The following is a 20,242-nucleotide window of genomic DNA, read 5'->3' as shown; positions in this document are numbered from 1 at the left end:
GGAAAGTAAATCTATAAACGTCGCCCTGCTGATCCACATAGATTTCTTTCAACCCACCAATCTGGTAGATTGGCTCTCTCTTTTATGAATTCGAATTGCGCTTTATGGATTGCCCCTTATACGAAAAAATCGCCAACCAAATTGAACACCAAGTTCATGAAGGTATTTTCTTACCAGGCGCAAAGATTCCATCAGTTCGAAAATCCAGCAAACAAATGGAAGTCAGTGTTGCCACAGTGCTACAAGCCTATAGTTTATTAGAAGACAGGGGTGTCATTAAAGCACGCCCACAAAAAGGCTATTTCGTCCAAGAAAATCAGCTACAGCCAACCGAGTCTGCAAAAATTGAACCGACTCAGAATGATGGCACCATTCATGCGCTTTTAAGGCGTTTGCTGCACGCATCACAAGACGACAATATCATTCAATTTGGTGCGGCTATTCCAAAAAGCCAATTCCTACCGATACGACAACTACAACGCTCTGTTGGTCGACTTATGCGTTTAGAGCCAGAAATCTGTGCGGCTTACGAGTTTACGCCAGGTTCATTAAGCTTGCGCCGTCAAATAGCCATCCGAATGCTAGACAGCGGCTGTCAACTACAACCCGATGACATCACCATAACACTCGGCTGCCAAAATGCCTTAATGTTGTCATTACAAGCCGTTGCCAAGGCTGGTGACACCATCGCCATAGAAAGCCCTGCTTATCATGGCGTCTTACAAGCCATCGAAATACTCAACTTAAAAGCCATTGAAATCCCCTGCTCGGCTGAAGACGGCATAGATTTAGATTTATTAGAAAAAGCCGCCACAAAGTGGGATATTAAAGCCTGCATTGTCACACCAAATAATCAAAACCCGATTGGTGCCACACTCAGCCACCAAGCAAGACAGCGTATTATCGACCAATCCGTACAACATAACTTCACACTCATTGAAGATGACGTGTATGGCGAACTCAGCTACAAGGACAAGCGCGAGCGATCCCTCAAAGCAGACGACAAACTTAACACGGTTATTTATTGCAGCTCTTTTTCTAAAAGCATCGCACCTGGGTTTCGCGTAGGTTGGATTGTCGGCGGACGATTTCAAACACAGATTGAACATTATGCTTATGTGCAATCTTTAGCGATTCCAACATTAACGCAAACCGCCATCGCCAATTTTTTAGAAAACGGTGCATACGATCGTCATCTACGAAAAACTCGATTGGCGTATCAGGATAACTTAGCCCGCTGCCAAGCATTAATTTTAGAACACTTTCCAACAGGCACCCAAACCTCAACACCAAAAGGGGGTTTTTTACTGTGGGTCACTTTACCAAACACCGTCGATGCTATGACGCTTCACTCCCAAGCACTAGAGAGCAACATCGGCTTACTTCCAGGATTAGCGTTCAGTTTAACAGCGCAGTTTAGCCATCATTTCAGATTGAATTACGCACTCAATTGGGACAATAAAACCGATGCTGCACTAAAAGAATTGGGCAGACTTTGCCAACAACAGACAAACTGATCTAAGCTAATTGAGCACACCAAACAGTAATGGACGCAAAGCGAGACACAGCGGTCATTTTCATATAAGTAGAAGTTATGATTTAGGGCTTAGACATCTTAAAATTGATCTGTACAGACAGGGTAAAAAGCGTACAATTCGCATTCTTTTTTAAACACTCTGCCTCCTTGGCCGATAACATGAATATCTGAAATAGTAGCTGGCTTGTTGCGATGGAATTTGTTTTACATCCGAAAGACCTTCCGTTAGACATTACGCTAATAGAAGATCAGCCCTTTCCTCCAATTAATGAAGAAAGAGCTGGGTTTGTCGGTATCACCTATGTTGCCCTCCGCCCATTTGACAATGGGCGCTCAGTAAGAATTACACTGGAAGAAATAGACCCAAATTTCTGTGTCTCTGGCCGTGTCGTTTGGTGCAACAAAGAAAAAGACGGCTATCGTATCGCCATTGAATTTCCCACCAACGAAGAGTGCTATTGTGTTCGTATGATCGAGCAACTCTCTCAGATAGAGCACTATCGACGCCAAGCCAAAATTCAAGGGCGAAGACTTAACTACAATGAAGCTGCTGCCGAATGGATACAAAAATTTGCCGCCAGCTTTCCTGCATTCAGCATTTAATAAGACCCTACAATGACAACAAAACTTTCTCAACGTGATATCGACATCATCACAGCACAACTCAAACGTACACCTAACGGAATCAATGCGGTTGCTCATTATTCGCCTAATGGAACACCACAAGTCTTAGAAATGGAAACCTGGGTATTTGATCAACCCTTCCCTACGCTTTACTGGCTTTCCAGCAAAGCCATAGACAAAGCATTGGCTAAAATAGAAAGCAGTGGCGTTGTAAAAGAACTGGAACAGCGCATTAAAGAAGATGAAGAACTAAGAGAAGCGCATCACGCCTCCCATCGCGATTACATTGCAAGACGTTGGGAAGTCATGAGTGATGAGCACAAAGCCATCATTGAGGCAAAAGGCTTTACGCACCTCTTTGATAAGCTAGGCATTGGCGGTATAGCAAACTGGGATCAAGTGCGATGCTTGCATATGCAATACGCCCACCACCTTGCTGGAAATAATGTTATCGGTCGTATTCTCGACGAAGAATACGGTGTTAGAGCCATAGCAGACGCAGAATAACATAAAAAAAGGGCAACTCAATGTTGCCCTTTTTTATCATTGTTAACCGAATCTTTTATTTCAAACTCTTCAACAATGCTCTCAATTCATCCGGTGATGTCACCTTTGGGAGCACCTCACGAATTCGATTAAACGCAGCTTGTGCAACGGTTGCACGTTGCGCGTAAGTCGTTAACGCACCACCAGTCCAGCCAGCCAGTTTCACCATTTCATTTTTGAAATTGTTACCACCCACACCGTGTCCACCTAACGTCATTAGCGCATCTTCAATGGCTAAGTAGCTAGGACGTTCACCACCAAACTTCATAAAATCATCATCTTGTACTTCAATAAACTGCTTTGACATTATCTAAACCTTTTTCACAATGCTCACGCTTAAAGTTAGACACAATTGCCCTATCGTACAAGACATGACGTGTATCAAATCGTAAAGGCTTAGTCTCGTGTACGAACGCGGTCTACCGCCTTTTGCCAACCTTGATACAATTTATCTCCTGTGCCTTTTTCCATTGTTGGCTCAAAGCACTTATCCGCTTTCCATAATGCACCAACATCGTCTAAAGACTGATAAAGACCCACATGTAAACCCGCCAAAAATGCAGCACCCAGTGCGGTTGTCTCTGTCACGCAAGGACGCTCTACCGTAATTTCTAATAAATCACTTAAGAATTGCACCATCACATCATTTATTACCATTCCACCATCTACACGTAAAGAACTAAATGTCGCGCCATCTTGCGCCATCGCACCAACAAGGTCTCTCGTTTGATAACACACAGAGCGCAAACCTGCACTCACGATGTCTTCTACACTTGTGTCGCGAGTAAGCCCTATCATGGCGCCACGTGCATCTGGGTCCCAATACGGCGCACCCAAACCAGTAAAGGCAGGCACAAGATAAACCGAATCATCATTCAAAGCTTTCTTTGCTAAGCTCTGTGTCTCTTTAGCATCGGCAAAAAGCTTCAGCCCATCACGCAACCATTGAATAGCGGCGCCAGCCACAAAAATGCTGCCTTCTAAGGCATAAGTGACTTTGCCATTTAAACGATAACCAACCGTTGTCAGCAGCTTATGCTCTGATCGAATGGCCTTATCGCCCGTGTTCAGAATCAAGAAACAACCAGTACCATAGGTGCTTTTTACCATGCCAGGTGTAAAACACGCTTGTCCAACCAACGCCGCTTGTTGATCACCAGCAATACCATTCACCGGAATTTCAGCACCTAACCAAGAAGCATCAATGACACCAAAATCAGCACTGCAATCCATCACTTCAGGAAAAATAACATCCCCTATACCGAGAATCTGAATCAGTTCATCATCCCACTCTTGCGTATGAATATTAAACGCCATCGTACGCGCAGCATTTGTCGCGTCGGTTTTATGAGACTTACCCTTGGTTAATCGCCACAACAAAAAGCTGTCAACCGTACCAAAAGCCAAACGACCCGCCTGCGCTTTTTCTCGAGCCCCTTCAACGTTATCTAAAATCCAACGAATTTTTGTGGCTGAGAAATAAGGATCGATTAAAAGACCTGTTTTCTCTTGAACCTTTTCACCCAACCCCTGATCGCTTAAGGATTGGCAGAATCCACTCGTTCGGCGGTCTTGCCACACAATCGCGTTATATACCGGCTTACCCGTTTCCGTATCCCATAGAATGGTCGTTTCACGCTGATTTGTGATGCCTATGGTTGCTATCGCTTGCGCATCGATCCCTGTATCCTTAAGAACGGATCGACAAACAGCTAAGGTAGATGACCAAATATCTTCTGGATCATGCTCAACCCAACCGTCATCCGGAAAGATTTGCGGGAACTCTTGCTGAGATTGACCGACACGGGTGCCTTTTTCGTCAAATAAAATAGCTCGAGAACTGGTAGTACCTTGATCGATAGCAAGAATATAATGCGTCATAGTGAATTCTCTTTGAAGTCACAGCCACTCAAAAATCGGGCGACTTAATTGTTGTTTTGTTTTTTGAACATGAATATTCAAATACGAATATTCCATATTAAAAACCAATGTGTACACATTTAGCAAGTAGTAACCTTTTTCAGGAGAATAAAACAATATGGGTCAACTCTCTCGCCAAGACAACATTGTCGCCATAGTAAAAGAAAAGGGCTATGTCACAATTGATGAATTGGCCAGCCAATTTACTGTCACACCGCAAACCATTCGCAGAGATATCAATGAGTTGGCTAAAGCGGATAAAATACGCCGACATCATGGTGGCGCCAGTTACGATTCCAGCACCACCAACGTGGCTTATGCAACCAGACAAATATTACAACTTCCAGCAAAAGAACAAATTGCTAAAAAAATTGCCGCTGAAATCCCTAATCATGCTTCCCTGTTTATCAATATAGGTACAACAACCGAAACGGTTGCGCGAGAATTATTGAATCACCAAGGCCTACAAGTTATTACTAATAATTTAAACGTCGCCGCTATCTTAAGCGGAAAAGAAGACTTTACCGTCATCATTGCTGGTGGCACGGTTCGCTCTCGTGATGGCGGCGTTATGGGAGAGGCCACCATCGACTTCATCAATCAATTCCGAGTGGACTTTGGCATTATAGGTATCAGTGGGATAGACCCAAATGACGGTTCTCTTTTGGATTACGACTATCAAGAAGTTCGCGTTGCACAAAGTATTATCAATAACTCTCGTACTGTTTTTCTTGCAGCTGACAGCGCTAAATTCGGCCGTAACGCCGTTGTCCGCTTAGGTAATATCTCACAAGTCGACAGACTGTTTACCGACGAACAACCGCCAAAAGCCATCATTAACATGATGAAAGAACACAAAGTACGATTAGAGCTTTGTACGCCCAAGTAACCCTTGGGCACAGCACTACCAGCTTAATTGAGGTTTGCCACTTCTGCTTTTTTCATCAAAAAGATCAAATATTCACCAAAATCTTACAAACCGATATTGTCATGAGACACATAGAGGTTTAATATCGAATTCAAATGTTCATTTTCGAACATACACATTCGTATATCAACCGTGAGGCTTTGCATGAATCACTCCCATTTTGACCTATTTGTTGTTGGCGGCGGCATTAACGGCACCGGAATCGCCGCTGACGCGGCAGGACGCGGCTTGAATGTTGGCCTTTGCGAAATGGGAGATTTGGCTCACGCCACCTCATCGTCAAGCAGTAAGTTGATTCACGGTGGCTTACGCTATTTGGAACACTACGAATTTCGCCTTGTGAAAGAAGCGTTAACAGAACGTGAAGTTCTGTTAAAAATAGCGCCTCACTTAGTCACGCCCATGCGTTTCCAAATGCCACATAGACCTCATTTACGCCCAGCTTGGTTAATACGCATCGGTTTGTTTCTCTACGACAACTTAGGGAAACGAGATACTCTGCTGGGCTCAAAAGGCGTAAAATACGGCACTGACAGCCCGCTAAAAGACGATATAACACAAGGCTTTGAGTACTCAGATTGCTGGGTAGATGATGCTCGCTTAGTTGTGATCAACGCTCTTAGCGCACAACAAAATGGCGCCTCTATTTTTGTTCGCACTCGCTGCACTTCAGCAAAGCGTGTCGACAATCAATGGCATATAAGCCTAGAAGATCAGATAACTAAAGAAACCCACGAGATAACCGCGAAAGCGTTAGTAAACGCCGCAGGGCCTTGGGTATCATCATTTATCGAAACTAAACTAGAGCAAAAAGCCCCATATGGCATTCGCATGATCAAGGGAAGCCATATCGTAGTACCTAAGCTATATCAGCACTCTAATGCATTTATTATGCAAAACACGGATAAGCGTATCGTTTTTGCAATTCCTTATCGTGAACACTACACGCTACTAGGCACAACCGATGTTGAATACAAGGGCAACCCTAACGATGTGGCGATTTCCGAAGAAGAAACCCAGTACATTTTAAAAGTGGCAAACGATCACTTCAAAAAAACACTCTCTCCAGCCGATGTCGTATGGAGCTATTCCGGCGTTCGTCCTTTATTAGAAGACGAGTCCTCTGATCCATCCGCTGTGACTCGGGATTACACTCTGCATCTAGACGACAAAAATCACAAAGCACCATTGCTAAGTATTTTTGGTGGAAAAATCACAACCTATCGTAAACTGGCTTTATCAGCGATGACTAAACTTACGCCTTATTTCGATAACCTTGGCGAGGCTTGGACAGACAAAAAACCACTACCAGGTGGTAATTTAGACATGTCATTGGATGCCTTCACCATGAAACTTCAACAAGACTACCCTTTCATTGGCGCTAACCTTGCTCGTCGCTTTGCTAACAGCTACGGCACGCTAACCCATACTTTGCTGGATAAAGTCAACTCCGAGAGCGAGCTTGGGCAACACTTTGGCAATCAGCTTTATCAAGTAGAAGTCGATTATTTGATAAATCATGAGTGGGCACGTTCAGCCGAAGACATTCTGTGGCGCCGCACTAAACTGGGGCTTGAGCTGACACCAGATCAAGTGACTACCCTTGAAGGCTACATACAAACGAAAGTGTAATATCGTCGGTAACGAATTTTAACATTCCTACTCATTAGCTCATCTAAACGATTGTTTAGGTGGGCTTTTTTTGGTCTACTAAAACGCGCCTAACCTCCCTCTATAATAGGAAACAACACGCAATGGATTTTGTATTTTTTGAGATTTCTCTTTGGGTTTATCTTGCGCTCTTTGGGGCCGCGTTTTTTGCCGGAATGATCGACGCGATTGCAGGCGGCGGCGGCCTGATTACCGTTCCCGTCTTATTAGCAGCAGGCCTTTCTCCAGCGGAGGCATTGGCGACCAATAAATTACAAGGCTGTGCAGGCACAGTCTCGGCTTCTTATCACTTTATTAAAAAAGGACAAGTGACACTTTCGGATATGTGGCTACCCATTGCAATGACGGCAATCGGTGCCGTCTTCGGAACACTATTAGTCTCTTATCTAGACAGTGGCCTGTTGCTAAAAGCAGTGCCTATTATTTTAATTGCCGTGGCTATTTTCTTTTTCTTTTTGCCAAAGCTTCAACCTTATATTGCCAGTAAGTTTTCTCTTACTCATGTGCAGTTTGCCGTGATTATCGGTACCAGTATTGGTTTTTATGATGGCTTAATTGGCCCTGGCACCGGCGCTTTTTTTTCAACGGCTTACCTATGCCTAATGGGATTGACGGTGGTTTCAGCAACGGCACACACGAAAGTACTCAATGCGACCAGTAACTTAGCGTCACTCGCGATGTTTGCCTTTAGCGGTCATCTTATTTGGGCGTTAGGGATTGTTATGGGAATAGGCCAATGGTTTGGCGCGCAAATCGGCTCACGTCTCGTCATCACCAAAGGTGTAAAACTCATTCGTCCTATGGTGATTATTATGTGCTTGGCGATTTCAGTAAAACTGCTTTTAGATAACTACTTATAGTGAGTTCAAATCATCGGGCGTCGTCAAAGTATCCTCTGGTGAATATTGATAGCACTGTGCAACTAACCAACTGAGCAACTGCTGAACCGGCTCTCGCTGGCGCTGCATTTCAGGGCAAACAAACAAATACGCATGCCCTTCGTCCAATATTTCTGAAAACGGCATCATTAATCGCCCTTGCTGAATATCATCCATCACCAAAGGCGTTCTTCCTAAGGCAACACCCTGCCCTGCAATAGCGGCCTGCACAGCAAGATCACCTCGGTTAAAACTGATGCCACGAGAAGGTTTAATACCTTTTGCATTAGCCAGTAGCAGCCACTTCTCCCACTCTGCATAAGGACTAGAAAAACGCCATTCAGAGTCATCATTTAATAAAGGTACTTGTGCTAATTGACTCGCTTCGCTCAAAGCCCGCTGCTGCGCAAACGCAGGACTGCAAACAGGAAACACCTTATCCTTCATCAAGGGAACAATATGCCCTTTGGAGCTATGAACATGGCTATGCACTATCGCCACATCAATTCTGTCACGCTGGAAGTTCACTTCTCTATCGTTGGCTTGGATGCGAAGCTGTAAATCAGGATAGGCTTCTTGCAAACTGCCCAGTCGAGGAATCAACCATTTGGTTGCAAACGATGGCATAACAGAAACGGTTAAAATATTGGAGGTTTCTTCTTCCTGAAGATCTGAGACCAACTCATTGATTTCATTGAAACTATGATTTAACTGAACGGCCAAACGTGCGCCGGCTACCGTTAACTCCAAACGCCGGTGATAACGAATAAATAAAGTCAGCCCTAACCTTTCTTCTAATTGCCGAATTTGCTGACTAATAGCGCCTTGCGTTAGGTGCATTTCTTGCCCGGCTTTTGTAAAACTCAAATGGCGCGCAGCGATAGCAAACGTACCCAGTCCAGCCAAAGGAATAGACTTCATAAAAAAACCATCATAAGACGAGCTCAGCTACTGCAAAATAAAAAAAGATAATTAGAAAATATTTTCTATATATTGAATGTGCACCTAAAAATCGCATTTATCACCCTAATATGATCAATTAAAGTAAAAAAAAACAGTAAATCACGAAAATTAAAAATAACCCAGAGTAACAAGGCGCGTATTCAAGAATATATTATTGTATTTTGCATTAATCTATCTAATCCTACAAATCAATTTATATCGTTTGTAACCTTCCTCTCTGAAGCTAGAATAGCGTTATATCTTAGGTTTAACAGCAACCTAATATTTACCGATACAGCCCTAACTGTATTATTCTCAAAACGTGTCCCACAGTCATGTTTTGAGTGAGTCGTATCATTCCCCACAGTGTGATACTGCTAGTTACTTTTATTTAAGCCGGATCTTTATCCGGCTTTTTTTTATCCGATTTTTCTTTCCAACATTGATGACATCCATATCAGAACAAAAAACGGCGACCTTAGGGGTCGCCGTTCAAAAAAACAATGTAATGCAGTCGTTATTTATTAAGCAGCTTGCTCTTCAAGCAACTCAACACTCATAAAATTTACCTGAGCAAGTTTCTCCATCAAACGAACCACCTGACAGCTGTAACCATACTCGTTGTCGTACCAAACATATAATGTCGCTTGATTGCCGCGAACTTTCGTTGCTAACGAATCTAAAATCCCTGCTTGTTGAGAACCGATAAAGTCAGAACTCACCGCATCCGCCTCTTCACTGTAGCCAATTTGCCCTGTTAACTCGGCGCTATTAGACGCCGATTTTAGCAACTGGTTAATCTCTTCAACCGATGTCTCAGACTTCAGATTTAGACTTAATACCGCGATAGAGACGTTAATCACAGGAACTCGGATGGCGCTGCCGCTCAATTTGCCTTCTAGAGAAGGAATCGCTTTTGAAACGGCTTTAGCCGCACCCGTTTCTGTCATCACCATGTTCATGCCTGCTGCACGGCCACGACGATCACCCTTATGAATATTATCGATTAGATTCTGGTCATTGGTGTAAGCATGAATCGTTTCAACATGACCAGATACGATACCGAACTTGTCTTCAAGAACAGACAATATCGGTGTAATCGCGTTGGTTGTGCAAGACGCCGCAGAAACAATGCGATCGTCTTCGGTGATATCACTGTCGTTTACGCCGAAAACAATGTTTTTCATTTCTTTACCTGGCGCGGTCAACACAACACGCTCAATACCTGGGCGATTCAAGTGAACACTCAAACCGTCACGGTCACGCCAGCGCCCAGTGTTATCAACTAATAGAGCGTTGTCGATGCCATGCGCTTGATAATCGACTTCAGCAGGATCTGAAGCATAAATGATTTTTACTGGAGAACCATTAATAATCAATGATTGGTTCGCTTCATCAACCTTAACTAAACCTTCGTATATGCCGTGAACCGAATCGTATTTTAATAAGCTAGCACGTTTAGCAAGGTCGTTATCACAAGCCTTACGAACAACAATAGCCGCCAACGCCATACCTGGTGTTGTATGACCTAACGCACACATACGACGAGCAAGCAAACGACCAATGCGACCAAAGCCGTACAACACAACAGGGGTTTCAGAGCCATTTTGAGAATGCGCCGCCAATACAGAAGACACATCCGCTTCTGCAATAAGAGACTCAAGCTCCACGGTGGTATGTGCATTATTGCTAGCAAGAACCTGCTCCAACACTTGATAGACTTGCACAAGATCTAGCTCTGGATGCTGATCAAAAGCCGTCATTAATCCAGTAACAGAGTCTGCCATCAAGGTGTTTCCTGCCAACTGAACTTTAATCGCTTTTTCACGACCAAGTTTACCCAAAAGAGGAATCATAGATTCTGCTTGCGAAAGTGTTTGTAACCAAGTGTTTGTCATTTTCTGCCCCCGAAAAAAGACTCTGTTGTATCAATATGGGCGCAGTTTAACGAGAGAATTAGACAAAAACAAATTGTAAGAAGACTACAAAAAACCTTTAAAACCGGTAGTTTAGAGTGTTTTTTTATAGAAATAACGAAATAAAAAGGAAGGGTTAGAAACTTTACTACATAATCGCACTATCAAGCGGCACATCCGCACAAATAGCGCCGCTATGTTGTAATTTGGCAACGTAAACTGGTAGATAATTTCATGAATTATTTTATAAATGACGCTTTCTTTCCGCCAAAACCCCCAAAAAGCAAAAACAAGCAAGCAACAAAACGGGGCGATACACAAAATCAACGCGTGTAATCCCCCAATAAACCAGTGGCTGACTCCACAAGGCTAAAAGTCCGTACCCAAACGTACACATCAAAATAAACGCCATAACCCGAGCAATAAAGACCCAAGAAGAAACTAAGCGCTTAAGAAACCCATTCACTTTATCGCCATACACTACCAAGCAGGTGGCCACCAAGGCCAAAGATATGTCATGAAGGTGAGGTTGAATTAAGTGCGCCAAACGAAGATTAAGATCTAGAATAAACATAATAATAAATACTACAAAGCAAAAAATACAACACTACTGTTTTTTACGAGACAAAGCCTCAACATCAATTTGACCAGAACGCCCCATCACTCTAGGCCGCTCATCGACATACATAATATATACATCATAAGTACTATTATGAAACTCGATCATAGTGCCATCTTTAAACAGCCACTTTGATCGACCAATGCCGTCATTCAAGTAGCCCTCACTAGGAGCGCCATACTTTTTCTGTAGTAATTCACCCAGCGCCTGGCGCTTTTCAAGACTTCCCACAACGCCTGACAACAGTGCCTGCTGTACATACCTAGATGAATTCGAAAAAATGGTCGCATTAGTCACACCCAAAATACCTTCAGGCCCCAAACTGTAGCTCACTTCTCCCTCTTTATAAGAAGGGTAACTATGTAACCCCATGCTATCAAGTTTCTTCTCCAACCGAGACAAGCTCAAATCATTCAGTGGCAAACCAAACAATTCGGCTATATTAGAAAGCTGAGGAATTTCAGTCGTTTTTGCATTTACAACCGTCGTCATTCCCACTAAAACAAGAATCAACACAGCAAACACTGAAGTAAATTTTCTAGACATTAACCTTTTTCCCAATGAGATGTCATGTTCCAGTTTGACTGGGCAAAAAAAGACAAACCTGATATATAATACGACACTATAAACTCCTTCAACCAAAGGAGCATCAAAACTTTATTTATTGAGGTAATTCATGGCTCTTGTTATTGGCATCACAGGCGTATCCGGCAGCGGAAAAAGCCGACTATGCTCTCTATTAGCGGAAGGTCAAGGCGATAAAATCACCGTTCTTTGCCAAGACAGTTTCTATAATGGGTGTGGCAGTATTGACCCAGATGTATACAACTTTGACGACCTAAACTCGTTAGACCTTGAGAGCATAACGCTGGCCATTCATAACTGTAAAAACCGCCAGCAACCAAACGAAATTCCTGTTTATGATCACTCACAACACAAACGTATAGGGTACCGAAATTTAGACCCTACTCACATTGTATTGGTAGAAGGTCATATGATGTTTCAAGACGCTGGCATTCGTGATGCCGTTGACTACCTACTCTACGTCGACACCGACATGGACATCGCTATCGTTCGACGACTGAAGCGAGACATCGCTGAGCGTGGTCGAGATGTGAACGAAGTAACCAGCCGCTATATGCGTCATGTACGCCAAGCCTCACTAAAGACGATAGATATTCGCAGCAAATCGGACTTTATTATTCCGAACAATAAAAGCTTCACCAATGCCGCCAATTTACTACGCAACTATATTGACTATTTACTAAAAGAAAAAGGCGCCAAATAGGCGCCTTTTTTAAACGATAGGAATAACAAATCTTTTATTTCTTAATGTCGTCAAAGAAACGCTTCACACCGTCAAACCAATTTTTTTGCTTAGGCGAGTGATTTGTTCCCTCTCCCATGCTTTCAGACAACTCTGTGAATAACTCTTTTTGACGAGACGTTAGGTTCACTGGTGTTTCGATCACAGCCTTACAAATCAAATCACCCACTGGACCGCCACGCACAGGCTTAACGCCTTTATTACGAAGACGGAACAATTTACCTGACTGACATTCAGCCGTCACCTTCAGACGTACACGACCATCTAGCGTAGGCACATCAATTTCACCACCCAACGCAGCCGTAGTGAAGCTGATAGGTACTTCACAATATAAGTTCGCACCATCTCGTTCAAAAATACTGTGCGGCTTCACCGATACCTGAACAAACAAGTCACCTGATGGCCCACCATGCGTTCCGGCTTCACCTTCACCAGACAAACGAATACGATCACCTGTGTCTACGCCGGCAGGAATTTTAACATTAAGTGTTTTGTACTCTTGCACTCGACCTTGTCCATGGCAATCATGACAAGGATCGCTGATAACTTGACCGGCACCATGACACTCTGGGCACGCCTGCTGAACAGAGAAAAAACCTTGTGACATGCGGACTTGGCCTGCGCCACCACACGTGCCACAGGTTTTCGGCGTTGAGCCTTTTTTCGCACCAGAACCTTCACACTTCTTACAATTCACCAGCGTTGGTATACGAATTTTTTCTTCGCATCCCCAGACTGCTTGCTCAAGGTCAAGCTCTAATGTGTAACGCAAATCGGAACCACGACGAGTTCGGCTTTGACCGCCACCGCCACCGCCGCCAAAAATGTCACCAAACACATCACCGAAAACATCACTAAAACCACCAGCTCCAGCACCACCGCCGTAACCGCCGCCCTGACCATTAACACCTTCATGGCCAAATCGATCATAGGCTTCGCGTTTTTCATCAGAAGACAGGATTTCATAAGCTTCTGCCAGCTCTTTGAATTTATCAAGTGCTTCTGGGTTATCTGGGTTTTTATCTGGATGGTACTTATTCGCTAAAGAACGATAAGCTTTTTTAATATCTTTCTTATCCGCGCTTTTGGCCACCCCAAGAACGTCGTAATAGTCTCTTTTGCTCATCGAAGGCATTCCTGAATTAAAAAGTCCGAATTAAAAAATCTGAATTGAAAAGTCCAAATCTAAAGAGTCTGCAAAGTCGTCAATCTAAGACATTACAAATAGCAAAACACGGTCCTAAAACCGTGTTCGCTATTAACAACCCTTTTTGACAAGGGCAAAAATAAGGTTTAACGCTTATTTTTTATCGTCTTTTACTTCTTCGAACTCGGCGTCAACCGCATCATCCTGAGACTTAGCTTGTTCGCCTTCAGCTGGCTGTTCGCCGGCTTCTGCTTCTGCATACATCTTCTGAGCCAAAGTACCAGACGCTTGAGTCAACGCATTCGTTTTCTCTTCGATCTTCTCTTTGTCGTTAGACGTTAGCGCCTCTTCAAGCTCAGTGATCGCTGTTTCAATCGCTTCTTTCTCTTCTGCTGTTGCTTTGTCGCCAGCATCAACCAAAGTTTTACGAGTAGCGTGAATCATGCCGTCAGCTGTGTTGCGAACTTGTACAAGTTCTTCGAACTTGCGATCTTCTTCGACATTCGCTTCAGCGTCTCGAACCATTTTTTCAACTTCTTCGTCAGTCAAACCAGAAGAAGATTTAATGACAATAGACTGCTCTTTACCCGTTGCTTTGTCTTTCGCAGACACACTCAAGATACCGTTGGCATCAAGATCGAAGCTTACTTCGATTTGTGGCACGCCACGTGGAGCAGGTGGAATGTCAGCCAAGTCAAAACGACCTAGAGATTTATTCTGAGACGCTTGTTTACGCTCACCCTGCAATGCATGGATAGTCACTGCATTTTGATTGTCTTCTGCTGTAGAGAAAGTCTGAGACTTCTTAGTAGGAATCGTCGTATTTTTCTCGATCAGCGCCGTCATCACGCCGCCCATAGTCTCGATACCTAAAGACAGTGGTGTAACGTCTAGAAGAAGAACGTCTTTTACATCACCAGAAAGCACCGCACCTTGAATAGAAGCACCAATTGCAACGGCTTCATCTGGGTTCACGTCTTTACGTGGTTCTTTACCAAAGAATTCAGTTACTTTCGCTTGAACCATTGGCATACGTGTTTGACCACCAACCAAGATAACATCATCGATGTCAGCCGCTGTCAGGTCGGCATCTTTCAATGCTTGACGACAAGGCTCAAGAGATTTCAATACAAGCTCTTCAACCAAAGACTCTAACTTAGAACGTGTCAATTTCACGTTCAAATGTTTAGGGCCAGACGCATCTGCTGTGATGTAAGGCAAGTTAACTTCTGTCTGAGAAGAAGAAGACAACTCAACTTTCGCTTTTTCGCCTGCTTCTTTTAAACGCTGTAGTGCCAATGGATCGTTATGTAGATCGATACCAGATGATTTTTTAAACTCAGCCGCTAAAAATTCGATAATACGCATATCGAAATCTTCACCACCTAAGAAAGTATCGCCATTAGTAGACAGTACTTCGAATTGCTTCTCGCCATCTACGTCAGCGATTTCGATGATAGAAATATCGAACGTACCACCACCAAGGTCATAAACCGCGATAGTAGAGTCGCCAGTGCTTTTATCTAGGCCGTAAGCCAAAGCCGCTGCCGTTGGTTCGTTGATAATACGTTTCACTTCTAGACCAGCGATTTTACCCGCGTCTTTTGTTGCTTGACGCTGAGAATCGTTGAAGTAGGCAGGTACTGTAATAACCGCCTCTGTTACTTTTTCGCCTAGGAAGTCTTCCGCTGTTTTCTTCATTTTCTTAAGAACTTCAGCAGAAATTTGTGGTGGCGCTCTTTTCTCGCCTTTCACTTCTACCCATGCATCACCGTTATCCGCAGCTACGATTTTGTAAGGCACCATAGAGATGTCTTTTTGAACAACATCGTCTTTAAACTTACGACCAATCAAACGCTTAACAGCAAACACAGTGTTTGTTGGGTTTGTTACCGCTTGACGCTTAGCAGATTGACCGACTAACACTTCACCGTCTTCTGCATAAGCAACGATGGACGGTGTGGTGCGATCGCCTTCAGCATTTTCAATTACGCGTGCTTTCTCGCCATCTAATACGGCAACACAAGAGTTCGTTGTACCTAAATCAATACCAATGATTCTACCCATGGTTTGTCTCTCCAATAAATTCGTTTATTACAATGATGATTCTGTATTTGGGTCCGCTTTTTTATATTTCAAGCGCTTAGTGTCAAAAAAATGACAGGCAATTTAAGCCGCGCTTGAAACCACAACCATTGCTGGACGCAATAGACGGCCATGAAGCGTATAACCTTTTTGCACAACATCCATTACCGTGTTTGGCTCTAACTCAGGATTTGGCATCATGGTGATCGCTTGATGCAATGCTGGGTCGAAAGGTTCGCCATGTGGATCAACCACGGCCACCTCAAAACGCGCTAAGGTTTCAAGCAAATCTTTTAGCGTAAGCTCAACACCTTCACGAACAGGGTCTGATTCACCTGTTTCAGGGGCCGATGTCAGCGCTCGCTCAAGATTATCCGCAACACCTACAATTGCTTTCGCAAATTTTTCGACGCCAAATTTATGCGCCTTTTCAACATCTTGCTCCGCACGACGGCGCACATTTTGCGCATCGGCATGAGCTCGAAGTGCCGCTTCTTTATACTGAGCGACTTCTTCTAATGCTTTTGCAAGCTCATCATTTTCAGTAACTTCCTCTAAAAGCTCTACTTCAGGCTCCAAAAGTTCTTCTACTGTTTCGTTTTGCGTTTCGCTTTTCAAAACTTGCTCCGCGTCTAGATTAGGATTTTTTTGCTGCTCACTCATTCTTTAACTCCAAATAACAGAAACAATTCTTTCTCTGTGCTGGTTATATGGGGACAGCTTTTTACCTTTCAATACTAAAACCGCATTAATTTCATGGGAATTAAATTTGCGAACTAGACTTGTCAAAAAACAACCAACTACTGTATAAATAACCATATAAAATATTTTCTATTTCGGAGCACTCTATGCTGACCAGTATCGCTATCTCCAACTTCGCCATTGTTGAATCCCTAGAGCTGGAATTCAAAAAAGGCATGACCGTGATTTCAGGTGAAACGGGCGCCGGTAAGTCCATTATGGTGGACGCCTTGTCTTTATGCTTAGGCGATCGTACTGACGCCGCGGTTGTAAGGCATGGTGAAAAAAGAGCTGACATCAGCGCCAGCTTCGATATACAGCAATACCCTCATGTTCATAAATGGCTTGAGGAAAGAGACCTAGAACATGACCAACATTGCATACTACGTCGCGTCATCAGCAAGGAAGGCCGTTCGAAAGCGTATATAAATGGTCGCCCTTGTACCTTAAGCGATTTAAAAGAAGTGGGCAGTCAACTTGTTGATATTCATGGACAACACGAACATCAGTCTTTATTAAAAAAGAATGCACAAAGGCAACAACTTGATGCCTATGGCCAGTTGACTGACTTAAGTAAAAAAGTAAACCAGCAATACACTGTCTGGCGACAGCTAAAAGAAGAGCTGTCTGCTCAACAAAATCGTTCATCTGAACAAAATGCTAAAATTCAACTCCTCGCCTATCAAGCTCAAGAATTCCAGCAACTCGATCTGCAAAAAGGTGAGATTGAAGCACTGGAAAACGAACAAGCCTTTTTATCCAACATTGCTGATTCGCAATTTAAAGCCTATCAAGCCAGTGGCATTTTGATTGACAGCGACGAAGGCAACGTTTGCTCTTTATTACATCAAGCCATTAATAGCGCTAACCAAATCAACCCTACCACCAAAGAGCTCGAAAGCGCGCTCGAAATGATGAACACCGCGCTTATTCAAGCCCAAGAAGCCGCAGATAGTTTACATCATTACCAAGATACGCTGGAGCAAAACCCAGAACGCCTTACCGAGGTAGAGCAGCGCTTATCCGATATTTATGAAACGGCTCGAAAACATAGGACACTCCCAGAAACACTTTTAATATTGCGAGAAAGTGTCGAAACAGAACTGAATAGCCTACAAGGCAGTGAAGAAAGCTTAGAGTCACTAAAAGAAAAAGAAGAACAAGCCTACGAAAACCTAACTGCACTTGCCACAACATTGACCGAGAAGCGCATCACAGCGAAAGACGACCTCGCTCAAAAAGTGGAAGAACAAGTTCATGGCTTAGGTATGCCCCATGCCCGTTTCTTTATTCAGTGCCAACCACTTAATCAAGTGACGGCTAACGGCTTTGAAGACATCGAATACATGATCGCCTCCAACCCAGGGCAGCCAGCTCAACCACTACGCAAAGTGGCATCAGGCGGTGAGTTGTCACGAATCAGCTTAGGTATCCAAGTGGTCACCGCGCACACATCGATTATTCCGACCTTGGTATTTGACGAAGTAGACGTTGGTATCAGTGGCGGTATCGCCGAAGTGGTCGGCCGCATGCTTCGCTCTGTTGGCAAACGCGGACAAGTTTTCTGTGTTACTCATTTAGCTCAAGTCGCTGCGCAAGGCAATCAACACCTACGCGTCAGTAAATTAGTTGCGGATGAAGCAACATCTTCACAAGTGGCATTGTTAAAGGACCAAGAACGCACTCACGAAATTGCACGCCTATTAGGTGGACTAGAACTTACAGAGCAAACCTTAGCGCACGCTCGTGAAATGCTTGGGAATGTTCAGTTACAGTAACAAGAAATTCAAAAAAGGGCTTAAACTCTGCAGTTTAAGCCCTTCACACTCACTATAACGTAAGAGAGTGTTTATTTTTTCTTTGGACGCACATACATAATCAGACTGTGATCTTCAATATCGAAGCCATGCGCTTCAGCAATTTCATGCTGACGTTGCTCAATAATAGGATCAACGAACTCAATCACTTTACCAGTCTCTAAACAAATCATGTGATCGTGATGATCGCCTTTCGCCAATTCAAAAACAGCAGTGCCTGCTTCAAAGTGATGGCGCTGAACCAAATCAGCCGTTTCGAATTGAGTTAAAACACGATAGACCGTTGCTAGGCCTACGTCTTCACCTTGATCGAGCAGGGTACGATAGACATCATCCGCGCTCATATGGCGGTCACCTGCAGTCTCAAGAATTTGTAAAATTTTCACTCGTGGCAAAGTTACCTTGAGTCCCGCTTTCTTTAGCTCTTGATTTTCGCTAGTCATGAGTCATTCTCTATTCGATCTTATTGATAATTACTTTATCATTAGCATACCAGAGTAAGGATAATACAAATGAAAAAATCAGTTTTTATACTATGCGCGGCACTTTCACTTGGCGCATGCAGTTTATTCCCACCACCTTACAAGGTTCCGGTAACACAAGGAAACCTTATAACGAAGGAACAGTTATCACAGTTACAAGTTGGCATGTCGGAATCTCAGGTAACTTACCTATTGGGGAACCCAATGTTAAAAGATACCTTTAAACCAGACGAGTGGCATTATTTATACACAACTCGATATGCAGCGCCAGACACCAAAAAAAGTGATGTTAACGACCTAGTACTAATTTTCAGCAATGGCGTTTTAACACAAATTAAAAACAACTAGCCTTTTGTTGTTTTTGCTGCTCGGTTGGCTCTAGCTTGTTTAGGGTCAACCGTCAGTTCACGATACAGTTCAACACGCTCGCCTTCTTTTAACACTTGTTCTTCTGCATTACGCACCGTTTTTCCAAAAATACCAACCTTAATAGTTTCTACATTCACATCAGGAAAAAAAGCAGTAATATTGGAATGACGAACAGCATCGCGAACGGTGCAGCCTTCTTCAACCTCCAACGTAATAATTTTTTGCTTATTAGGCAAAGCATAAGCCACTTCAACTCTCATACTATTCACCGTATACCACTTTTGCACGCTTGCTAAAAGAATCCACCATCGTATTGGCTATCTGGCTAAACACACCACCAAAAGCAAATTTCAGCATACCGCTTAATTCGAAGTTAATACTCAACATAATTTTACAGCTAGTCGGTGACAGCTCGGTAAAAGTCCATACTCCGTGTAGACTTTTAAATGGCCCTTTTACTAAAGTCATTTCTATTCGGCTATAGTTTTCCAAAAAATTCTTTGTCGTAAAGGATTGTCGTACAGGCCCTTTACCCACATCCAAAGACGCGACGATTTCAGTCGGTGTTCTCGAAATCAGTGTAGAAGCCAAGCACCCTGGCACGAACTCTGGATAACCATCGATATCATTAACCAATGCAAACATCTGCTCGCAACTGTAATTAACATGAGCAAAACGCTCTATATGACTCAA

General features: G+C 43.4%; 21 protein-coding genes. 9 read left to right on the top strand and 12 right to left on the bottom strand.

Annotation, left to right across the window (positions count from 1 at the left end; genetic code table 11):
- The first annotated feature begins 104 nt into the window (after positions 1-104).
- The 3 genes from MP3633_RS02130 to MP3633_RS02120 all read left to right on the top strand — a co-directional run bounded on the left by MP3633_RS02130 (position 105) and on the right by MP3633_RS02120 (position 2,668).
- Positions 105-1,517: an aminotransferase-like domain-containing protein gene (locus MP3633_RS02130; RefSeq protein WP_176334277.1), complete on the top strand. Its 1,413-nt coding sequence runs from the start codon at positions 105-107 to the stop codon at positions 1,515-1,517.
- A 212-nt stretch (positions 1,518-1,729) separates the two neighbouring features.
- Positions 1,730-2,140 (top strand): PilZ domain-containing protein, encoded by a 411-nt coding sequence (locus MP3633_RS02125; protein WP_112136413.1) that lies wholly within the window; start codon positions 1,730-1,732, stop codon positions 2,138-2,140.
- A 12-nt stretch (positions 2,141-2,152) separates the two neighbouring features.
- Positions 2,153-2,668: a DUF501 domain-containing protein gene (locus MP3633_RS02120; protein WP_112136411.1), complete on the top strand. Its 516-nt coding sequence runs from the start codon at positions 2,153-2,155 to the stop codon at positions 2,666-2,668.
- A gap of 55 nt (positions 2,669-2,723) precedes the next feature.
- Here the strand turns inward: MP3633_RS02120 and MP3633_RS02115 are convergent, their stop codons facing one another.
- Both MP3633_RS02115 and glpK read right to left on the bottom strand, forming a co-directional pair.
- The gene (locus MP3633_RS02115; RefSeq protein WP_176334276.1) at positions 2,724-3,014 is read right to left on the bottom strand and encodes a hypothetical protein; all 291 of its coding nucleotides are present in this window, start codon (positions 3,012-3,014) and stop codon (positions 2,724-2,726) included.
- 89 nt (positions 3,015-3,103) lie between these two features.
- Complete coding sequence (gene glpK, locus MP3633_RS02110; RefSeq protein ID WP_112136408.1) at positions 3,104-4,588, bottom strand: glycerol kinase GlpK; 1,485 nt, start codon at positions 4,586-4,588, stop codon at positions 3,104-3,106.
- A gap of 157 nt (positions 4,589-4,745) precedes the next feature.
- Here glpK and MP3633_RS02105 point away from each other — a divergent pair, with 157 nt between their 5' ends.
- From MP3633_RS02105 to MP3633_RS02095, 3 genes are all read left to right on the top strand, one after another.
- Positions 4,746-5,516: a DeoR/GlpR family transcriptional regulator gene (locus MP3633_RS02105; protein ID WP_112136406.1), complete on the top strand. Its 771-nt coding sequence runs from the start codon at positions 4,746-4,748 to the stop codon at positions 5,514-5,516.
- 183 nt (positions 5,517-5,699) lie between these two features.
- Entirely contained in the window at positions 5,700-7,187 is a 1,488-nt protein-coding gene (gene glpD, locus MP3633_RS02100) for a glycerol-3-phosphate dehydrogenase (RefSeq protein ID WP_176334275.1), read from the top strand.
- A gap of 122 nt (positions 7,188-7,309) precedes the next feature.
- The gene (locus tag MP3633_RS02095; protein WP_112136402.1) at positions 7,310-8,086 is read left to right on the top strand and encodes a TSUP family transporter; all 777 of its coding nucleotides are present in this window, start codon (positions 7,310-7,312) and stop codon (positions 8,084-8,086) included.
- On the opposite strand, the gene gcvA is transcribed toward MP3633_RS02095, so the two are convergent.
- The 4 genes from gcvA to MP3633_RS02075 all read right to left on the bottom strand — a co-directional run bounded on the left by gcvA (position 8,081) and on the right by MP3633_RS02075 (position 12,127).
- Positions 8,081-9,025 carry a transcriptional regulator GcvA gene (gene gcvA, locus MP3633_RS02090; RefSeq protein WP_112136400.1) on the bottom strand — a complete coding sequence of 315 codons (945 nt, stop codon included), beginning with the start codon at positions 9,023-9,025 and terminating at the stop codon, positions 8,081-8,083. The genes MP3633_RS02095 and gcvA overlap by 6 nt on opposite strands.
- A gap of 545 nt (positions 9,026-9,570) precedes the next feature.
- Positions 9,571-10,944, bottom strand: a complete 1,374-nt coding sequence (locus tag MP3633_RS02085; protein WP_176334274.1) for a glyceraldehyde-3-phosphate dehydrogenase — start codon at positions 10,942-10,944, stop codon at positions 9,571-9,573.
- A gap of 262 nt (positions 10,945-11,206) precedes the next feature.
- On the bottom strand, positions 11,207-11,536 hold the full coding sequence (locus MP3633_RS02080) for a DUF3392 domain-containing protein (protein ID WP_176334273.1): 330 nt from the start codon (positions 11,534-11,536) through the stop codon (positions 11,207-11,209).
- A 33-nt stretch (positions 11,537-11,569) separates the two neighbouring features.
- Positions 11,570-12,127: a uridine kinase gene (locus MP3633_RS02075; protein ID WP_176334272.1), complete on the bottom strand. Its 558-nt coding sequence runs from the start codon at positions 12,125-12,127 to the stop codon at positions 11,570-11,572.
- Between the two features lie 130 nt (positions 12,128-12,257).
- Here MP3633_RS02075 and MP3633_RS02070 point away from each other — a divergent pair, with 130 nt between their 5' ends.
- Positions 12,258-12,869: a uridine kinase family protein gene (locus MP3633_RS02070; protein WP_176334271.1), complete on the top strand. Its 612-nt coding sequence runs from the start codon at positions 12,258-12,260 to the stop codon at positions 12,867-12,869.
- 34 nt (positions 12,870-12,903) lie between these two features.
- Here MP3633_RS02070 and dnaJ read toward each other — a convergent pair whose 3' ends face one another.
- The 3 genes from dnaJ to grpE all read right to left on the bottom strand — a co-directional run bounded on the left by dnaJ (position 12,904) and on the right by grpE (position 16,803).
- On the bottom strand, positions 12,904-14,034 hold the full coding sequence (dnaJ, locus tag MP3633_RS02065) for a molecular chaperone DnaJ (protein ID WP_176334270.1): 1,131 nt from the start codon (positions 14,032-14,034) through the stop codon (positions 12,904-12,906).
- A gap of 174 nt (positions 14,035-14,208) precedes the next feature.
- On the bottom strand, positions 14,209-16,122 hold the full coding sequence (gene dnaK / locus MP3633_RS02060; protein WP_112136389.1) for a molecular chaperone DnaK: 1,914 nt from the start codon (positions 16,120-16,122) through the stop codon (positions 14,209-14,211).
- Between the two features lie 102 nt (positions 16,123-16,224).
- Positions 16,225-16,803 (bottom strand): nucleotide exchange factor GrpE, encoded by a 579-nt coding sequence (grpE, locus tag MP3633_RS02055; RefSeq protein WP_112136387.1) that lies wholly within the window; start codon positions 16,801-16,803, stop codon positions 16,225-16,227.
- 185 nt (positions 16,804-16,988) lie between these two features.
- On the opposite strand from grpE, the gene recN reads away from it, so the two are divergent.
- Positions 16,989-18,659, top strand: a complete 1,671-nt coding sequence (recN, locus tag MP3633_RS02050; protein WP_176334269.1) for a DNA repair protein RecN — start codon at positions 16,989-16,991, stop codon at positions 18,657-18,659.
- Positions 18,660-18,730: 71 nt separating this feature from the next.
- Here the strand turns inward: recN and fur are convergent, their stop codons facing one another.
- Complete coding sequence (fur, locus tag MP3633_RS02045; protein WP_112136384.1) at positions 18,731-19,141, bottom strand: ferric iron uptake transcriptional regulator; 411 nt, start codon at positions 19,139-19,141, stop codon at positions 18,731-18,733.
- 69 nt (positions 19,142-19,210) lie between these two features.
- Here fur and MP3633_RS02040 point away from each other — a divergent pair, with 69 nt between their 5' ends.
- Entirely contained in the window at positions 19,211-19,528 is a 318-nt protein-coding gene (locus tag MP3633_RS02040) for an outer membrane protein assembly factor BamE (protein ID WP_176334268.1), read from the top strand.
- Here MP3633_RS02040 and MP3633_RS02035 read toward each other — a convergent pair.
- Together MP3633_RS02035 and MP3633_RS02030 are read right to left on the bottom strand one after the other, a co-directional pair.
- Positions 19,525-19,809, bottom strand: coding sequence for an RnfH family protein (locus MP3633_RS02035; protein ID WP_112136381.1), 285 nt, complete (start codon positions 19,807-19,809; stop codon positions 19,525-19,527). The two genes, MP3633_RS02040 and MP3633_RS02035, sit on opposite strands and share 4 nt — an antisense overlap.
- Position 19,810: 1 nt before the next feature.
- Positions 19,811-20,242, bottom strand: coding sequence for a type II toxin-antitoxin system RatA family toxin (locus MP3633_RS02030; RefSeq protein ID WP_176334267.1), 432 nt, complete (start codon positions 20,240-20,242; stop codon positions 19,811-19,813).

It is taken from the genome of Marinomonas primoryensis (assembly GCF_013372285.1).
GTDB classification, from domain to species: domain Bacteria; phylum Pseudomonadota; class Gammaproteobacteria; order Pseudomonadales; family Marinomonadaceae; genus Marinomonas; species Marinomonas primoryensis.
This window is presented reverse-complemented; position numbering and strand designations above follow the sequence as displayed.

Excerpts from the sequence above, each read along its gene's own strand:
- MP3633_RS02040 (WP_176334268.1), top strand. The coding sequence starts at position 19,211 with ATGAAAAAATCAGTTTTTATACTATGCGCGGCACTTTCACTTGGCGCA.
- gcvA (WP_112136400.1), bottom strand. The coding sequence starts at position 9,025 with ATGAAGTCTATTCCTTTGGCTGGACTGGGTACGTTTGCTATCGCTGCG.
- recN (WP_176334269.1), top strand. The coding sequence starts at position 16,989 with ATGCTGACCAGTATCGCTATCTCCAACTTCGCCATTGTTGAATCCCTA.
- MP3633_RS02095 (WP_112136402.1), top strand. The coding sequence starts at position 7,310 with ATGGATTTTGTATTTTTTGAGATTTCTCTTTGGGTTTATCTTGCGCTC.
- fur (WP_112136384.1), bottom strand. The coding sequence starts at position 19,141 with ATGACTAGCGAAAATCAAGAGCTAAAGAAAGCGGGACTCAAGGTAACT.
- MP3633_RS02105 (WP_112136406.1), top strand. The coding sequence starts at position 4,746 with ATGGGTCAACTCTCTCGCCAAGACAACATTGTCGCCATAGTAAAAGAA.
- grpE (WP_112136387.1), bottom strand. The coding sequence starts at position 16,803 with ATGAGTGAGCAGCAAAAAAATCCTAATCTAGACGCGGAGCAAGTTTTG.
- MP3633_RS02125 (WP_112136413.1), top strand. The coding sequence starts at position 1,730 with ATGGAATTTGTTTTACATCCGAAAGACCTTCCGTTAGACATTACGCTA.
- MP3633_RS02085 (WP_176334274.1), bottom strand. The coding sequence starts at position 10,944 with ATGACAAACACTTGGTTACAAACACTTTCGCAAGCAGAATCTATGATT.
- MP3633_RS02070 (WP_176334271.1), top strand. The coding sequence starts at position 12,258 with ATGGCTCTTGTTATTGGCATCACAGGCGTATCCGGCAGCGGAAAAAGC.
- glpD (WP_176334275.1), top strand. The coding sequence starts at position 5,700 with ATGAATCACTCCCATTTTGACCTATTTGTTGTTGGCGGCGGCATTAAC.
- MP3633_RS02115 (WP_176334276.1), bottom strand. The coding sequence starts at position 3,014 with ATGTCAAAGCAGTTTATTGAAGTACAAGATGATGATTTTATGAAGTTT.
- dnaK (WP_112136389.1), bottom strand. The coding sequence starts at position 16,122 with ATGGGTAGAATCATTGGTATTGATTTAGGTACAACGAACTCTTGTGTT.
- MP3633_RS02130 (WP_176334277.1), top strand. The coding sequence starts at position 105 with ATGGATTGCCCCTTATACGAAAAAATCGCCAACCAAATTGAACACCAA.
- glpK (WP_112136408.1), bottom strand. The coding sequence starts at position 4,588 with ATGACGCATTATATTCTTGCTATCGATCAAGGTACTACCAGTTCTCGA.
- dnaJ (WP_176334270.1), bottom strand. The coding sequence starts at position 14,034 with ATGAGCAAAAGAGACTATTACGACGTTCTTGGGGTGGCCAAAAGCGCG.
- MP3633_RS02035 (WP_112136381.1), bottom strand. The coding sequence starts at position 19,809 with ATGAGAGTTGAAGTGGCTTATGCTTTGCCTAATAAGCAAAAAATTATT.
- MP3633_RS02120 (WP_112136411.1), top strand. The coding sequence starts at position 2,153 with ATGACAACAAAACTTTCTCAACGTGATATCGACATCATCACAGCACAA.
- MP3633_RS02075 (WP_176334272.1), bottom strand. The coding sequence starts at position 12,127 with ATGTCTAGAAAATTTACTTCAGTGTTTGCTGTGTTGATTCTTGTTTTA.
- MP3633_RS02080 (WP_176334273.1), bottom strand. The coding sequence starts at position 11,536 with ATGTTTATTCTAGATCTTAATCTTCGTTTGGCGCACTTAATTCAACCT.